This is a genomic window from Stenotrophomonas cyclobalanopsidis, assembly GCF_008710035.1.
Lineage (GTDB): Bacteria > Pseudomonadota > Gammaproteobacteria > Xanthomonadales > Xanthomonadaceae > Stenotrophomonas > Stenotrophomonas cyclobalanopsidis.
The window spans coordinates 1-15,496 of sequence record NZ_VYKI01000024.1 but is presented as its reverse complement, the minus strand read 5'-3'; the positions used below and the strand labels follow the sequence as shown (position 1 = coordinate 15,496).

The window sequence follows — 15,496 nt, the reverse complement described above, 5'->3', positions numbered from 1 at the left end:
GGCGGGGCCGGGCTCCCGCCCCCCCCGAGGCCCGTGGGGCCCCCCCCCCCCCCCCCCCCCCCTCGACTCTACAGGCACAGGCACCCGCCTCCCCCCTGCGTCGCGATCAGGTCAGGCTGCGCACCGCCTCATTGGCCGCCGCGCGCACCTTCGGCAGCAGCCGCAGCACCAGCGCCATCTGCGTGCGGATCAACTGCAGCTTCGGCGGCATCGCCTCTTCAATCTGTTCCAGTTCGGCGGCCACCGCGCGGTCAGCATCGTTGTCTTCCTCGCTCACCGGCTGCCGCGCGGCCAGGGCGGTGGCCAAGTGCTGCAGGGCCTTGCGCACGCGTTCACCGGCGGCCAGGGCCAGCGGGTCGCCCGCGTAGCTGTCCACCTGGTCGCGATGCGCGCCCAGCGCCGACAGATGGCCGAGCAGGGTGTTGGACAGGGCCAGGAAGTGGAAGCCGGCATCGAGGTTGCGGCGCACGTGGCCGGGCTCGCGCAGCATGTTCGACAGCGCCGTGGACAGGGCCGCGTCGGCGTTGTGCATGTCGCGGCGGGCGATGCGGTAGGCCAGGTCATCGCGCATGCCGCTGCGGTACTGGCCCAGCACCGAATCGAGGTAGCGCGAGGCGGTATCCAGCACCCGTGCCAGCACCAGGTGCAGCTGCCGGCCCTGCCAGTCGGGCAGGATCAGGAACGCAGCGGCAGCGGCGATGGCACAGCCCAGTACCGTGTCGACCATGCGCGGGACGATCAGCACGAAGCCGTCGCCGATCAGGTTGAAGCAGGTCAGCGCCATCACCGTGATCGCTGCCGAGGCCACCAGGTAGCGATCGGTGCGGTTGTAGAAGAACAGCAGCGCCGACAGCAGGGCGATCAGCAGCTGCACGTGCAGCTGCGGGAAGAGCTGCAGCAGCGCCCAGGTCAGCACCAGGCCGGCCAGGGTGCCGACCACGCGCTGGGCCAGGCGCTGGCGGGTGGCGCCGAAGTTGGGCCGGCACACGAAGACGATGGTCAGCAGCACCCACGAGCCGTGCTGCGCGTCGAACAGGCGGATGGCGAGGAAGCCGGCGACCAGCGCCACCGCCATGCGCAGGCCGTGGCGGAACAGCACCGAGCCCGGCGTGAGCTGCTGGCGGATGCGCACGCCCATCTCGCGCAGGGTATGTGGATTGCTGTCGCGCAGGCGCGTATCGACGTTGTCCAGGCTGGCTTCGGAACGTTCGGCATCAAGCAGGCGGCGCTCGATGCTGCGCAGGTTGTGCACCAGCAGGTCGAGCGAGCCGAGCAGGCGCTGCCACTGCGGGCGCTGCTGGTCACGCAGGTAGGCCAGCGCATCGGCCAGGTCACGACCGGCCTGCTGGTTGCTTTCGCCGTACACGAACGGGCGGCGCAGGCGGATCGCCTCGCCCAGGCGCGCGCAGGCCTGGCCCTGCAGGTCGAGCAGGCGCTGGCAGCGGTACAGCACGTCGCTGTGGAAGAACGCGTCGACCAACGCGCCGTAGGGATAGTGCGACGAGCTGGCGCGTTCGTGGAAATCCTGCGCCGTGTAATAGAGGCGCAGGTACAGGCCGGAATTGACCCCCGGGCGGCCCGAGCGGCCGAAGCGGGCGAGGATCGCGGCCTTGGCTTCGTTCAGCGCGCCGACCACGCGACGGTTCTGTTCGGCCAGGTCCAGCTGGCGGCGCTGCAGGTCGGCTTCGCGCACCGGCTCGAACAGGGTGGCCTTCAACTGCAGGTAGCGGCCCAGTTCCACGTACAGGCGGGCCACCCGTTCGCGCACTGGGCGGTTGGCGAACAGCGCGGTCCACAGGATCGACAGCAGGCCGTACCAGACCGCGCCGATCAGCAGGTGGCTGGCCGCTTCCACGGCGCGGGTCAGATCGTCGGCGCCGCCGTGCTGCTCCAGGCCGATCATGGTGTAGATGGCCAGGGTCACCGTGGCCTGGGCGATGGATGCGTAGCGCTCGCCCAGCGCACCCAGCAGGGTCAGGCAGAACGTGGACAGTGCCAGTGCGCCGATGAACACCCACGGCAGCGGGAACAGCCAGATGACCGAGGCGGCCGCGATGCAGAAGCACAGCAGCGACAGCAGCACGGCCTTGGTGCGGCCCCACCAGTTGTCATCGGTCTCGGCGATGGCGCTGGCGATGATGCCGAGGAACACCCCGGGCAGGGCCGGCAGCGCGTCCAGGTGCCAGCACACGCCCAGCGCGGTGGTCAGGGCGATGAAGACGCGCAGGCCGTAGCTGGCCTTTTCGTGTGCCCACAGGCGGCTGAAGCGGGATTCGCGGGTGGACATGCAGGCTCGGGGGGCGGGATGCCCCCCATTATTGCGGTGTGGGCGTGAAATGGGGGGGCGATGTGCGGACCAACCACCGAATCCGGTAGCGCCGCGCCATGCGCGGCGGACAGGCAGAACCGCCGGGCATGGCCCGGCGCTACCGAATTCGGCTACATCTCCCAGCGCACGCTCACCGCGAAGGTACGCGGCAGGCCGACGCTTGCGTTCGACCAGTACGTGCGGTTGCCCAGGTTCTCCACGCTGGCGCGCAGGATGACCGGATGGCCCGAGGCGACCAGGTGGTAGCCCACGCCGGCGTTGACCAGGGTGTAGTCGGGCAGCTTCAGGGTGTTGTCGGCGTCGTACCAGACATCGCCGTAGTAGCGCACGGCGGCATAGGCTTCTAGCCCGTCCACCCACGGCAGCTGGTAGTTGGCGTGCAGCACGCCGCTCCAGCGGGCTGCGCCGGCGGTGCGGTTGCCTTCCTGCGAGGCGCTGGCTGCGGACAGCTTGTCGTAGGTCGGGTCCAGCCAGGTCACGCCGCCGCCGACGGTCAGCGCATCGCTCAGGTGCAGGTCGGCGCTGGCTTCCACGCCTTCATACAGGGTGATGCCATCCTGCACGAGGAACTTGCCGGCGTCGGTCAGCAGGTCGATGTTGGCGCCGCGCTCCAGCCGGAAGGCGGCCACGTTCGCATTCCAGCGCGGTGCTTCCACTTTCGCGCCGATCTCGTACTGCTTGCTGATGGTCGGGTCGAGCACATCGCCGGCATTGATGTAGGTGTTGCCGACGCGGCTGCCGGCTTCCAGCGATTCGATGTAGCTGGCGTACAGGGTCACTGCGTCGCTGGGCTTGTACATCACCGCGTAGGTCGGGGTGACCGGATAGGTGTGGTAGCTGCCCTTGGTCTCGAAGTCGTTGTAGCGCCAGCCGGCCAGCACCGACCAGCCGCCGCCGAAATCGATGGTGTCGCTGGCGAAGGCCGCCTGCTGCACGGTTTCATCGCCACGGCTCAGCACCCGCGAGCCCACCGCGTCGTGGCGGATGGCCGAACGCTGGTAGAGGTTGGCGCGGCCGATGTTGCTCCACTCGTAGGGGCGGTCCCAGCCCAGCCCGGTCTGGTGGCTGACGCCGGCCACCAGCTGGTGCTGCAGCGGGCCGGTGCGGAAGCTGCCCTGCACCAGCGCCTGGGCCAGCTTCCACTCGCTCTTGCCGCCCAGCTCGTACACGTTCACGTCGTAGTCGCCGTTCACATCGTCGATGTAGGCGAAGATCTTGTTGACGTCATTCCACGAGGTGGTGACGCCGTAGCTGAGGCTGGCCTTCCAGTCGCTGTTGATCTGCCAGTTGAGGGCGGTCGACAGCAGGCTGGAGCGGGTGTCGTAGTAGGTGCCGGGCACGCTGTTGTCGACGTCACCGGCGATCGGGCGCGGCAGCGAGGTCAGGCCGATGAAGTAGTACTGCGGCGATTCCTCGCTGAGGTCGCGCGACTGGAACACGCCGTCGAAGGTCCAGGTGAGCGCATCGCTCAGGCGCGCATCCAAGGACAGCGCGCCGACCTTGCGGTCGACATGGCCACCGTTGAAGGTCTCGCCCTTCTCCTGGTACGCATTGAAGCGGTAGCCGAACATCTGCTCGTTGCCGAAGCGGCCGCCGACATCCACGCCGCCGCTGGCGATGCCCTGTTCGCGCCAGCCGAGCTGGGCGCTGAAGGTGGTGGTGTCGGTCGGCTTCTTGGTGATGTAGTTGACGATACCGCCGGGTGCGCCGAAGCCGTACAGGAAGCCGCCGGGGCCCTTCAGCAGGTCGACCTGCTCCATCACTTCCAGCGGCCATTCGGTACCCCACGAGGAGACCTGCAGGCCGTTGACGCGGTAGCTGTCGTAGTTCAGGTCGATGCCGCGGTTGCGGATCGGCGAGCTCCAGCCGCTGGCGTAGGCACTGACCTGGGTGGTGACCGACGGGTCGAACAGGAAGACTTCGCCCAGCGAAACGACCTGGCGCTGCTCGATCTGCTCGCGGCCGACGGCGGTGATGGCGAACGGGGTATCGCGCAGGGCGCGGTCGCCGAGGGCGCCGGCTTCGGTATGGGTGCGTTCGGCGGTGACCTTGATCGCATCCAGGTCGGTGGCACTGCGGGTGTCGGCCGGGGCTTCGGCGTGGGCGGCACAGGCGGCGGACAGGGCCATGGCCAGCACGGCCAGGCGGGGGGAACGGGTGGGCAGCATCGGTGGGGGATCCTTCGCGGACAGCGTACGACCGTCCGCGGTGGCGGAAGGGAAGGGGTCGATGGCTGGGATCACGCAGGCGTGCCGGCAAGCGGCAGCGGGGCGTCGCTGGGGGAGGCGGCGCAGGACCGTGGCTGGATGCGAATTGTTCTCTTTTCGTTACGGCCCGTCAAACCCGGAGGCGTGCGGACCAACGGTCCGCACCCACCGGACCCGGTAGCGCCGGGCCATGCCCGGCGGATCCCGTCACGCGCGCTGCGCGCGCTTCAGCAGCTTCGCTTCGCGCCTGCGCGCGCGGCGTGCCCGCCAGCGCTCGGCCAGGCACGAGAAGATCACATACAGCGCCGGGGTGCTCAGCAGGGTCAGGCTCTGCGAGAACAGCAAGCCGCCGATCATCGCGATGCCCAGCGGACGGCGCAGCTCCGAGCCCTCGCCGAGGCCGATCGCCAGCGGCACCGCCGCCAGGATCGCCACCATCGTGGTCATCATGATCGGGCGGAAGCGCACGATGCTGGCCTCGCGTGCCGCCTCGCGCGGCGCCAGGCCATGCTCGCGCTGCGCCACCAGGGCGAAGTCGATCATCATGATCGCGTTCTTCTTGACGATGCCGATCAGCAGCACCAGCGCGATCATCGAGATGACCGACAGTTCGGTGTTGGTGCCGAACAGCGCCAGCAGCGCGCCCACGCCGGCCGCCGGCAGGGTCGACAGGATCGTCACCGGGTGGATCAGGCTTTCGTACAGCATGCCCAGCACCAGGTACACGGTCAGGATCGCCGCGAACACCAGGATCAGCATGTCGCTGGGATCGGAATTGAAGCCGAAGCCCGCATCGTCGGCCAGGCGGATGTCGCCGGGCATGCGCATGCCCGCCACCGTCGAATCGATGATGGCCTTGGCCTCGCCGGCGCTGACGCCGGGTGCGAGGTTGTAGCTCAGGTCCATCGTCGTGTACTGGTTCTCATGGGTGATCTGCGACGGCGCCAGCCCCGGCGCCTGGCGGGCGACCGCGGTGATCGGCACCATTTCGCCGCTGCGTGCCTTCACGTACACCTCGTCCAGCGCCGCCGGCGTGGCGGTCTGCGACGGCAGCGCATTGACCACCACGCTGTACTGGTTGATGTCCGAGTAGATCGTGGAGATCTGGCGCTGGCCGAAGGCACCGTACAGCGCACCGTCGATCGCACCCACGCTGATGCCGAGGCGCGCGGCCTTGGCGCGGTCGATCTCGATGTTCTGGCGCAGGCCGGCGTTGTCGACGTCGGTGCCGACGTCACGCAGCTTCGGGTTCTTCTTCAGCGCCGACTGCAGCTTGGGCAGCCATTCCTGCAGCGCGGCCAGGTCGTTGCCCTGCAGCGAGATGCGGTACTGCGCGCCCTGGCTGTTGCCGCCACCGTCGTTGCTGGGCAGGTCCTGGATCGCGCGCAGGCGCAGCTGCAGGTCGGGATAGCGGTCGGCCTTGGCACTCAGGCGGGCCAGCGCATGCGCGGTGGTCTCGCGGCGGCCATCCTTGCGCGATTTCAGCTCGACGTTGAACTGCGCGCTGGAGCCCTGGCGGCCGCTGCCCAGACGCACCCCCACGGTCTTCACCGCCGGGTCGGCCATCAGCATGTCGGTGATGCGGCGCTGGCGGGCCACCATGTCCTCGAAGGACACCGTGGCGCTGGAGTTGGCGCGGCCCCAGATCAGGCCGGTGTCCTGCGGCGGGAACGCGCCCTTCTTCACCGCGCCGAACAGGAAGATGGTGACGCCGATCAGGATCAGCGGGGTGAGCGAGAGCAGCAGCGCATGGCGCAGCGAGAAGTCCAGGAACACCGTGTAGATGCGCAGCATGCGGTCATGCCCGGCATCGAGCCAGCGGCCGAAGCGCGACGGTGCGGCGGTGTGGTCATGCGCGCTGAGGAAGCGGCTGCACAGCGCCGGGGTCAGGGTCAGCGAGACGATCATCGACACCACGATGGCCGCCACCAGGGTGACGGTGAACTCGCGGAAGAACGCGCCCATCATGCCGCTGGCGAACAGCAGCGGAATGAACACCGCCACCAGCGAGGCGGTGATCGAGACGATGGTGAAGCCGATCTCGCGCGCACCGGCGAAGGCCGCCTGCATGCGCGGCATGCCTTCGTCGAGGTGGCGCATGATGTTCTCGATCACCACGATGGCATCGTCCACCACGAAACCAATCGCGATCACCAGCGCCAGCAGGCTCAGGTTGTTGAGGGTGAAGCCCAGCGCGTACATCACCAGCGCGGCACCGGCCAGCGACAGCGGCACGGTCACGGCGGCGATCAGCGTGGGCGCCAGCCGGCGCAGGAACAGCGCCATGGTCAGCACCACCATGGCCAGGCTGATCAGCAGGGTGATCTGCACTTCATGCAGCGACGAGCGGATGGTCGGCGTACGGTCGAAGTACGGCGTCATCGTGGTGCCGGGCTGCAGGTAGTCGCGCAGCGCGGGAATCTGCGCCTTCACCCGGTCCACGGTTTCGACGATGTTGGCGCCGGCGCGGGTGAACACGTACATCACCACGGCTGGCTTGTGGTTGAACCACGCGGCCTGGTAGGCGTCCTGCTGGCCGTCGTAGACGTTGGCGATGTCCTTCAGGCGGATCACCCGGCCATCGCCCTGGGTCTTGACCACCAGCTCGGCGAAGTCGACGGCGCGCGCCACCGAATCGTTGGCGATGATCGCCGTGGTGGTGTTGCCGTCGCTGAGGAAGCCGGTGGGCGAGGTCACGTTGGCCGCGCGCACCGCATTGCGCAGGTCGTCGGCGGTCAGGCCGAGGGCGTTCATCTGGCGCAGGTTGACGTCCACGCGCACGGCCGGCGTCGAGGCACCGGCGATGTCCACCGAGGCCACGCCGCTGATCTGGCGGATGCGCTGGGCCAGCAGCGAATCGGCGACGTTGTACAGCTCGTCGGCGGACTGCGTCTGCGAGGTCAGGGCGATGGCGATGACCGGGTCGTCGTTCGGATTCGCCTTCTGGTACATCGGCGAACCCAGCCCCGAGGGCAGGTCGGCCTGTGCCGAATTGATCGCCGTCTGAACGTCCAGCGCGGCCGAATCGATGTTGCGGTCGCTCTGGAAGATCATGAACACCAGCGAGCTGCCTTCCGAGCTCGACGAGCGCATGCGGTCGATGCCCGGCAGCTGGCCAAGGTGACGTTCCAGCGGTGCGGTCACCGTCGATGCCATGGTCGCCGCGTCCGCGCCGGCCTGGTTGGCATGCACGAAGATCACCGGGATCTCGACATTGGGCAGCGCCGACACGCCCAGCCGCAGGTAGCAGATCAGGCCGATCATGAACAGGCCGATGGCCAGCAGCGCGGTGCCGATCGGGCGGCGGATGAAGGGACCGGACAGGTTCATCGTGCGGCCCCCCGCAGCAGCGGGGCGTGGATCATGCCTGCGGCTCCTGCAGGGTGCCGTCGCGCAGGGCGCGCTGCTCGCGGCGGCGCGCCAGCCACTCCGAGAAGCGTTCCATGTACAGGTAGATCACCGGCGTGGTGTACAGCGTGACCAGCTGCGAGAGCAGCAGGCCGCCGACGATGGCGATGCCCAGCGGGCGGCGCAGCTCCGAACCGATACCGGTGCCCAGCGCCAGCGGCAGCGCGCCGAGCATGGCCGCAGCGGTGGTCATCATGATCGGGCGGAAGCGCAGCAGGCAGGCGCGGCGGATCGCTTCGTGCGCGTTGGCACCGGCACGGCGCGCCTCGATGGCGAAGTCGACCATCATGATGCCGTTCTTCTTGACGATGCCGATCAGCAGCACGATGCCGACGATGCCATCCACCGACAGGCTCAGGCCGCACACCATCAGTGCCAGCAGCGCGCCGACGCCGGCCGGCGGCAGGGTCGAGATGATCGTGATCGGGTGGATGTAGCTCTCGTACAGCACGCCCAGCACGATGTAGATGACCACCAGCGAGGCCAGCAGCAGCCACACCACGTCGGTCTGGCTGCCGGTGAATTCGGCCGCCTTGCCGATGAACTCAGCATGCAGGTGCGCCGGCATGTCCAGGCTGTCCTTGGTTTCCTGGATGGCTTTGACCGCATCGGACAGCGAATAGCCCGGGGCGATGTTGAAGGAGACCGTCACCGCCGGCAGCTGCTGCTGGTGGCTGACCACCAGCGGCGCGCTGGTGACCTTGCTGTCGGCCAGCGCCGACAGCGGGATGATGTTGCCCGCACCGACGGTGATGCCGGTGTTCTGCGCGCCGATACCGGTGGCGGTGGACGAGTTGGACGAGGTGACCTGGCCGAAGCTGGTGGCATTGGTGCCGGTGAGTGCGCCGGCACCGTTGGAGGCCACGGCCAGCTGTTCCATCAGCGCGGTGCTGGTACGGAACTCCGGTGCGACTTCCAGCACGACGCGGTACTGGTTGAGCTCGGTGAAGATGGTCGAGATCTGGCGCTGGCCGAACGCGTCGTAGAGCGTGTCATCGATGGTCTGCATCGGCACGCCCAGCACGCTGGCCTTGTCGCGGTCGATGTTCAGCTCCAGGGCACGGCCCTGGTTGGACAGGTTGTTGTCGACGTCGGCCAGTTCCGGGCGCTTGCGCAGCGCCTCGGTCAGGCGCGTGGCCTGGGTGGCCACGGTGGCCGAATCCACGTCCGACAGCGAGTACTGGTACTCAGTGGCGGCCACGCGGGTATCCAGGGTCACGTCCTGCACGGGCTTGAGGTACAGCGCCACGCCGGGGATGCCGGCCACGGCCTTCTGCAGGCGCGGCAGGATCTCCTCCAGGCCGTCACGCTCGCCGCGTTCCTTCAGCACGATCGACAGCTGGCCCTGGTTGAGCGTGGGGTTCATGCTGCCGGCGCCGATGAAGGCCGATACGCCGGTCACGTCCGGGTCCTGGCGCAGGGCTTCGGCCACCTGCCTGGTACGTTGCTCCATCTGCGGGAAGGCGATGTTCTGGTCGGCCTGGACCACGCCGGTGATCAGGCCGGTGTCCTGTTCGGGCAGCAGGCCCTTGGGAATCAGCACGTACAGCAGCACGGTCAGCACCAGCGCGGCGCCGGCCACGGCCAGGGTCAGGCGCTGGTGGCCCAGCACCCAGTCCAGGCTGCGCTCGTACAGGCCCACGGTGCGCGTCCACAGGTTCTGCTTGCCGGCCGCCGCTGCGCGCTCATGCGCGTCCTCGCCCTCGGGCAGGGCGTCGGGCTTGAGCAGGTAGGCGCACATCATCGGGGTCAGCGTCAGCGAGATCAGCATCGACAGCACGACCGCGATGCTCAGCACCCAGGCGAACTCATGGAACAGGCGGCCGGTGACGCCGGGCATCAGCAGCAGCGGCAGGAACACCGCCACCAGCGAGACGGTCAGCGACAGCACGGTGAAGCCGATCTGGCGCGCACCGATCTCGGCCGCTTCCTTGCCACTCTTGCCCTGCTCGATGTAGCGGACGATGTTCTCGATCATCACGATCGCATCGTCGACCACGAAGCCGGTGGCCACCACCAGCGCCATCAGCGAGAGGTTGTCCAGCGACATGCCGGTGAAGGCCATCACCGCGAAGGTGCCGGCCAGCGACAGCGGCACCGCCACCGAGGGAATGATGGTGGCCCAGAACCGCCGCAGGAACACGAAGATGACCGCTACCACCAGGCCGATGGTGAGGATCAGGGTGAACTGCACTTCGTGCACCGAGGCGCGGATGGTCTCGGTGCGGTCGTTGAAGACTTCCAGGTGCACGTCGGCCGGCAGCACGCCCTGCAGCTGCGGCAGGATCGCGCGGATCCGCTCGACGGTCTGCACGATGTTGGCGCCCGGCTGGCGGCGCACTTCCAGCAGCACGGCCGGCTTGCCGTTGGCCCAGGCGGCCAGCTGGTCGTTCTCCACGCCATCGACCACGTCGGCCACGTCGGACAACCGCACCGGACGGCCGTTCTTGTAGCTGATGATGGTGTCGCGGTATTCGGCGGCGCTGGCCAGCTGGTCGTTGGTGCCGATGCTGTAGGACTGGGTCTTGCCGTTCAACGAACCCTTGGGCGCATTGACGTTGGCCTGGGTGAGCGCGCTGCGCAGCTCCTCCATGGTCAGGCCCATGTTCGACAGCTGCGCCGGGTTGACCTGGATGCGCACGGCCGGGCGCACGTTGCCGGCGATCGACACCAGGCCCACGCCCTGCACCTGCGACAGGCGCTGGGCGAGGATCGAGTCGGCGTAGTTGTTGACGTCACGCAGGGGGCGCGTGTCCGAGGTCAACTTCAGGGTGACGATAGCCGCGTCGGCCGGGTTCACCCGGTTGTAGACCGGCTGGTACGGCAGCGAGGAGGGCAGGGTGGCCTGGCGGATCGCCGCCTGCACGTCCTGCGCGGCGATGTCGATGTCGCGGTCCATCGAGAACTGCAGGATGATCGTCGACAACCCGGCCGAGGAATCGGAGGTCATCAGTTCCAGCCCGGAGATCTGCCCGAACTGGCGCTCCAGCGGCGTGGTCACCAGCGAGGCCATGGTGGTCGCGTTGGCACCCGGGTACTGGGTGGTGACCACCAGGCTGGGCGCATCGATTTCCGGCAGCGCCGACACCGGCAGCTTGCGGTAACCGAGGATGCCCAGCAGCAACAGACCCGCCATCAACAGCGAGGTCGCGATGGGACGGCGGATGAAGATCGTCGAAAAGCCCACGGACTGATCCTTGCTGGCGCTTCAATGGCAGCGCCGGCTGCGAGGCCGGCGCGAAAGGAAAGGGTGGCCTGCGCTCAGCGCGGGCCACCACCACGACGGCCACCGCCGCCATTCTTCTGTTCGGCGGCCTTCAGTTCGGCCTCGGTCGGCGCGGCCGGGGTCTCGCCCGGCTTCAGCGCGGTCACCTTGCTGCCCGGCTTCAGGCGGAACTGGCCTTCGCTGACCACGCGCTCGCCGCCCTTCAGGCCTTCGGCGATCTGCACCTGGCTGTCGCCCACTTCCACGCCGCTGCGCACGGTCTGCATCTTCACCGTGTTGTCGCCCTGTACGACATAGACGTACTCGCCGTCCGGGCCACGCAGCACCGCCTGGGTGGGGATGACCACGCCGCCGCCGATCGTGCGCAGCTGCATGCGCACGTTGACGAACTGGCCCGGCCACAGGCCGTTGTCGGTGTTGTCGAAGATCGCGCGGGCCTTGAAGGTGCCGCTGTCGGCGCTGATCAGGTTGTCGACCACGTCCAGCTTGCCGTCACCGGACAGCACGTGCGAATCGGCGCGGTCCAGCGCGGCCACCGGCACGGCGCCGGCGTTCTGGGCCTGGCGCACGTCGCCGAGTTGGCGCTCGGGCAGGTTGAACAGCACGTGGATCGGGTGGATCTGGGTGAGGGTGACCAGCGCGGTACCAGCGCTGACCACATTGCCTGCGTCGACCGCGCGGATGCCGGCGATGCCCGAGATCGGCGCGGTGATGCGGGTGTACTGCAGCTGCACCTGCGCGGCACGCGCGCTGGCTTCGTTGGCGGCCACCGCGCTTTCGTACTGTGCCACTTGATTTCGCTGTGTATCCAGATCGGTCTTGGCGACGAACTGGCGGTACTCCGGCGCATTGGAGCGCTGGTAGTTGGAACGTGCGGTGGCCAGCAACGCTTCGTTCTGGCGCTTGGCGGCCACGGCCTGGTCGTAGCTGGCCTGGGCGCTGCGCGGGTCGATCTGCGCCAGCAGGTCACCCTGCTTCACTTCCTGGCCCTCGCGGAAATGGATGCTCATCAGCTGGCCGCCGACCTGCGGGCTGACTGTGACGGTGTTCATCGCGGTCACCGTGCCCAGCGCGCTGGCATACACCGGCACGTCCTGGCGCGTCGCATCGACCACGGTCACCGGCACCGGGCCGGCATCGGGATCCTCACCGCCCTGGCGCGCGCCTGCGGCCTGCCCACCCGCCTTGTCCTTGCCGCCACCGAGGACGCGTACGCCGACCACCGCCAGCACCAGCACTGCCACGACCAGCAGCACGATCTTCCAAACACGTGACATTCAAGGACTCCAAGAGGGCTGGACGGGGCGGACCCCGGTTGGCAATGCGCAAAGCATACCTGCGGCGCGCTACGTTTCCTGCATGACGTATGGGACGGGCCCTGAGACCGGTCCCGGCGGAGGAGGTTCCCGTGGGGGCGGTGTTGGCCTACATTCAGGTGCAGACCCCTTACGTGGAGACTCACCGATGCGCCGTTCCCTGCTGCTGTCCGCCCTGCTGCTGGCCCTGCCGACCCTTGCCCACGCCCAGCAGGCCGAGCGCCCGGAGGTGACCGCCGCCGCGCAGCGCCTGCAGGCCCAGGTGGTGGAGTGGCGGCGTGACTTCCACGCGCATCCGGAGCTGTCCAACCGCGAGGAGCGAACCTCGGCCGAGGTCGCCAAGCGCCTGCGCGCGATGGGCCTGAAGCCGAAGACCGGCATCGCCCACCACGGTGTGGTGGCGATCATCGAAGGTGGCGAGCCCGGCCCGAAGATCGCCCTGCGCGCGGACATGGACGCGCTGCCGGTGACCGAACAGACCGGCCTGCCGTTTGCGTCCAAGGCCACCGCGCAGTACCGCGGCCAGACCGTGGGCGTGATGCATGCCTGCGGCCACGATGCGCACACCGCCACCCTGCTGGGCGTGGCGCAGGCGCTGGTGGCGATGAAGAAGGACCTGCCGGGCCAGGTGATGCTGATCTTCCAGCCCTCCGAAGAAGGCGCACCGCCGCCGGAAGAGGGCGGTGCCGCGCTGATGCTGAAGGAAGGCCTGTTTGCTGACTTCAAGCCGGAGGCGGTGTTCGGCCTGCATGTGTTCTCCAGCGTGCAGGCGGGCCAGATCGCGGTGCGTGGCGGCCCGTTGATGGCGGCGTCGGATCGTTTCGGCATCAAGGTGATCGGCCGCCAGACCCATGGCTCGGCACCGTGGAACGGCGTGGACCCGATCGTGGCCACCGCCGACCTGATTGGTACCGCGCAGACCATCGTCAGCCGCCGCACCAACCTGTCCAAGCAGCCGGCTGTGCTGACCTTCGGCGCGATCAACGGTGGCATCCGCTATAACATCATTCCCGATGAAGTGGAGATGGTCGGCACCATCCGCACCTTCGACGAGGGCATGCGCCAGCAGATCTTCGCCGACCTGCGCAACGTGGCCGAGCACACCGCGGCCGCGCACGGTGCCAAGGCGGTGACCGACATCTACGAGTCGGAAGGCAACCCGGCGACGGTGAACGACCCGGCGCTGACCGCGAAGATGCTGCCGAGCCTGCAGGCGGTGGTGGGCAAGGACAACGTGTACGAGCCGCCGCTGCAGATGGGGGCGGAGGATTTCTCGCTGTACGCGAAGGAAGTGCCGGGCATGTTCTTCTTCGTCGGTTCGACCAGCGTGGGCATCGACCCGGCGACGGCGCCGGCGAATCATTCGCCGAAGTTCCTGCTGGATGAGAAGGCACTGGATGTCGGGTTCCGGGCGTTGATGCAGGTGAGCCTGGATTACTTGAACGGTGCTGCCACCCCGGCGGGGTAAGGGGCTAGCGGCAGGGCTTGCAGCCCTGCACCCGCTGCAGATCAACGTCAACGTCAAAAGCGGGCTATCCATGGGATGGCGGGGTGGGTCCGGTGGCAGGGGACGGCGCAAGTACGTCCCTGTAGCCTCGGTCGCGCCATCCATGGCGCTCACGCCCCTGCCACCGGACCCACCCCGCCTCCGACAGTTTCCCGCGGCTGTTGGTGCCAGCTGCGGTTGGTGGGTGCCGACCGTTGGTCGGCACGGCGGACGACATGAACGTCTGAAGGATCGGCTTTTGCTTTTGATTTTGATTTTCCTGATCTTTCCCGTGGTGGCGCGGGGAACTGTCCGCGGCCGGGAGGGTGGGTTGGCTGGGGGCGTGAGCCGCATGGATGCGGCGACCGAGCCTCCATGGACGGATTCACGGCGTCCCCCGGCCAACCCACCCTCCCGGCCAACCCCGGGATCCTGCTCTTAACCACCACGGAGGGGCTCCGCCGTTGGCTGACCCGGCCGAAGGCCCACCCCCGCCGCGATACAATGCGCGCCATGAACACCCCCCAGGACTCCAGCCTCGGTCGCGAGGTCAGTTACCCGTCGCAGTACGATCCCGGCCTGCTGTTTCCCATCCCCCGCATCGGCGCCCGCGCCGAGATCGGCCTCGATGACGCCGCGCTGCCGTTCGTCGGCCACGACCGCTGGCACGCCTTCGAACTGAGCTGGCTCGACCCGCGAGGCAAGCCGCAGGTGGCCGTCGCCACCGTGAAGGTGCCGTGCACCTCGCCGCGGCTGATCGAATCGAAGTCCTTCAAGCTGTACCTGAACTCCCTCAACAGCACCCGCATCGACAGCGCCGACGCAGTGCGGGAGCGTCTGGTGGCCGATCTGTCGGCCTGTGCGGGTGCGCCGGTGCAGGTGCAGTTCGGCCTGCCGCCTCTGGTCGAGGCGCCGCTGGGCGAATCAATCGATGGGCTGGACGTGGAGATCGACTGCTACGGCCCGCCGCAGGCGGATTACCTCGCTGCCGATGCCGGCCAAGTGGTGGAGGAGACCCTGGTCTCGTCCCTGCTGAAATCCAACTGCCCGGTTACCGGCCAGCCGGACTGGGCCACGGTCAGCGTCCGCTACCGCGGCCCGAAGATCGACCACGCCGGCCTGCTGCGCTATCTGGTCAGCTACCGCGAGCATGCCGAGTTCCACGAGCAGTGCGTGGAGCGCATCTTCAGCGAGGTGTCCGCGCGCTGCCAGCCGCAGTGGCTGGAAGTGGAAGCGCGTTACACCCGTCGCGGCGGCCTGGACATCAACCCCTGGCGTGCCAGCCACGGTATCGCCGGCCCGGCCGCGACCTTCCGCGAGCTGCGCCAGTAACCGCCGCAGGCGGTTACGGGTAGCGCCGGGCCACGCCCGGCGAGCGAAGCGGCCAGAGCCGACGCCGCCGGCCAGCGGCCGGCGCTACCGAGATTCGCAGGCGGTCATGGGTAGCGCCGGGCCATGCGCGGCGAGCGAAGCGGCCAGAGCCAAAGCCGCCGGGCCCGGCCCGGCGCTGCCGCGGGTCGCAGG

General features: G+C 68.4%; 7 protein-coding genes. 2 read left to right on the top strand and 5 right to left on the bottom strand.

All coding sequences use genetic code 11. From position 1 onward, the window contains the following. Positions 1 to 106 precede the first annotated feature (106 nt). The 5 genes from yccS to FJU31_RS15275 all read right to left on the bottom strand — a co-directional run bounded on the left by yccS (position 107) and on the right by FJU31_RS15275 (position 12,447). On the bottom strand, positions 107 to 2,287 hold the full coding sequence (gene yccS, locus FJU31_RS15295; RefSeq protein ID WP_150455506.1) for a YccS family putative transporter: 2,181 nt from the start codon (positions 2,285 to 2,287) through the stop codon (positions 107 to 109). Positions 2,288 to 2,439: 152 nt separating this feature from the next. Beyond that, entirely contained in the window at positions 2,440 to 4,497 is a 2,058-nt protein-coding gene (locus FJU31_RS15290) for a TonB-dependent siderophore receptor (RefSeq protein ID WP_150455505.1), read from the bottom strand. A 246-nt stretch (positions 4,498 to 4,743) separates the two neighbouring features. Next, positions 4,744 to 7,866 (bottom strand): efflux RND transporter permease subunit, encoded by a 3,123-nt coding sequence (locus FJU31_RS15285; RefSeq protein WP_150455504.1) that lies wholly within the window; start codon positions 7,864 to 7,866, stop codon positions 4,744 to 4,746. A gap of 31 nt (positions 7,867 to 7,897) precedes the next feature. Continuing rightward, the gene (locus FJU31_RS15280) at positions 7,898 to 11,131 is read right to left on the bottom strand and encodes an efflux RND transporter permease subunit (protein ID WP_150455503.1); all 3,234 of its coding nucleotides are present in this window, start codon (positions 11,129 to 11,131) and stop codon (positions 7,898 to 7,900) included. Between the two features lie 74 nt (positions 11,132 to 11,205). Then, positions 11,206 to 12,447: an efflux RND transporter periplasmic adaptor subunit gene (locus FJU31_RS15275; protein WP_150455502.1), complete on the bottom strand. Its 1,242-nt coding sequence runs from the start codon at positions 12,445 to 12,447 to the stop codon at positions 11,206 to 11,208. 187 nt (positions 12,448 to 12,634) lie between these two features. Here FJU31_RS15275 and FJU31_RS15270 point away from each other — a divergent pair, with 187 nt between their 5' ends. After that, entirely contained in the window at positions 12,635 to 13,954 is a 1,320-nt protein-coding gene (locus FJU31_RS15270; protein WP_150455501.1) for a M20 family metallopeptidase, read from the top strand. Between the two features lie 531 nt (positions 13,955 to 14,485). After that, positions 14,486 to 15,304, top strand: coding sequence for an NADPH-dependent 7-cyano-7-deazaguanine reductase QueF (gene queF, locus FJU31_RS15265; RefSeq protein WP_150455500.1), 819 nt, complete (start codon positions 14,486 to 14,488; stop codon positions 15,302 to 15,304). Positions 15,305 to 15,496 lie beyond the last annotated feature (192 nt).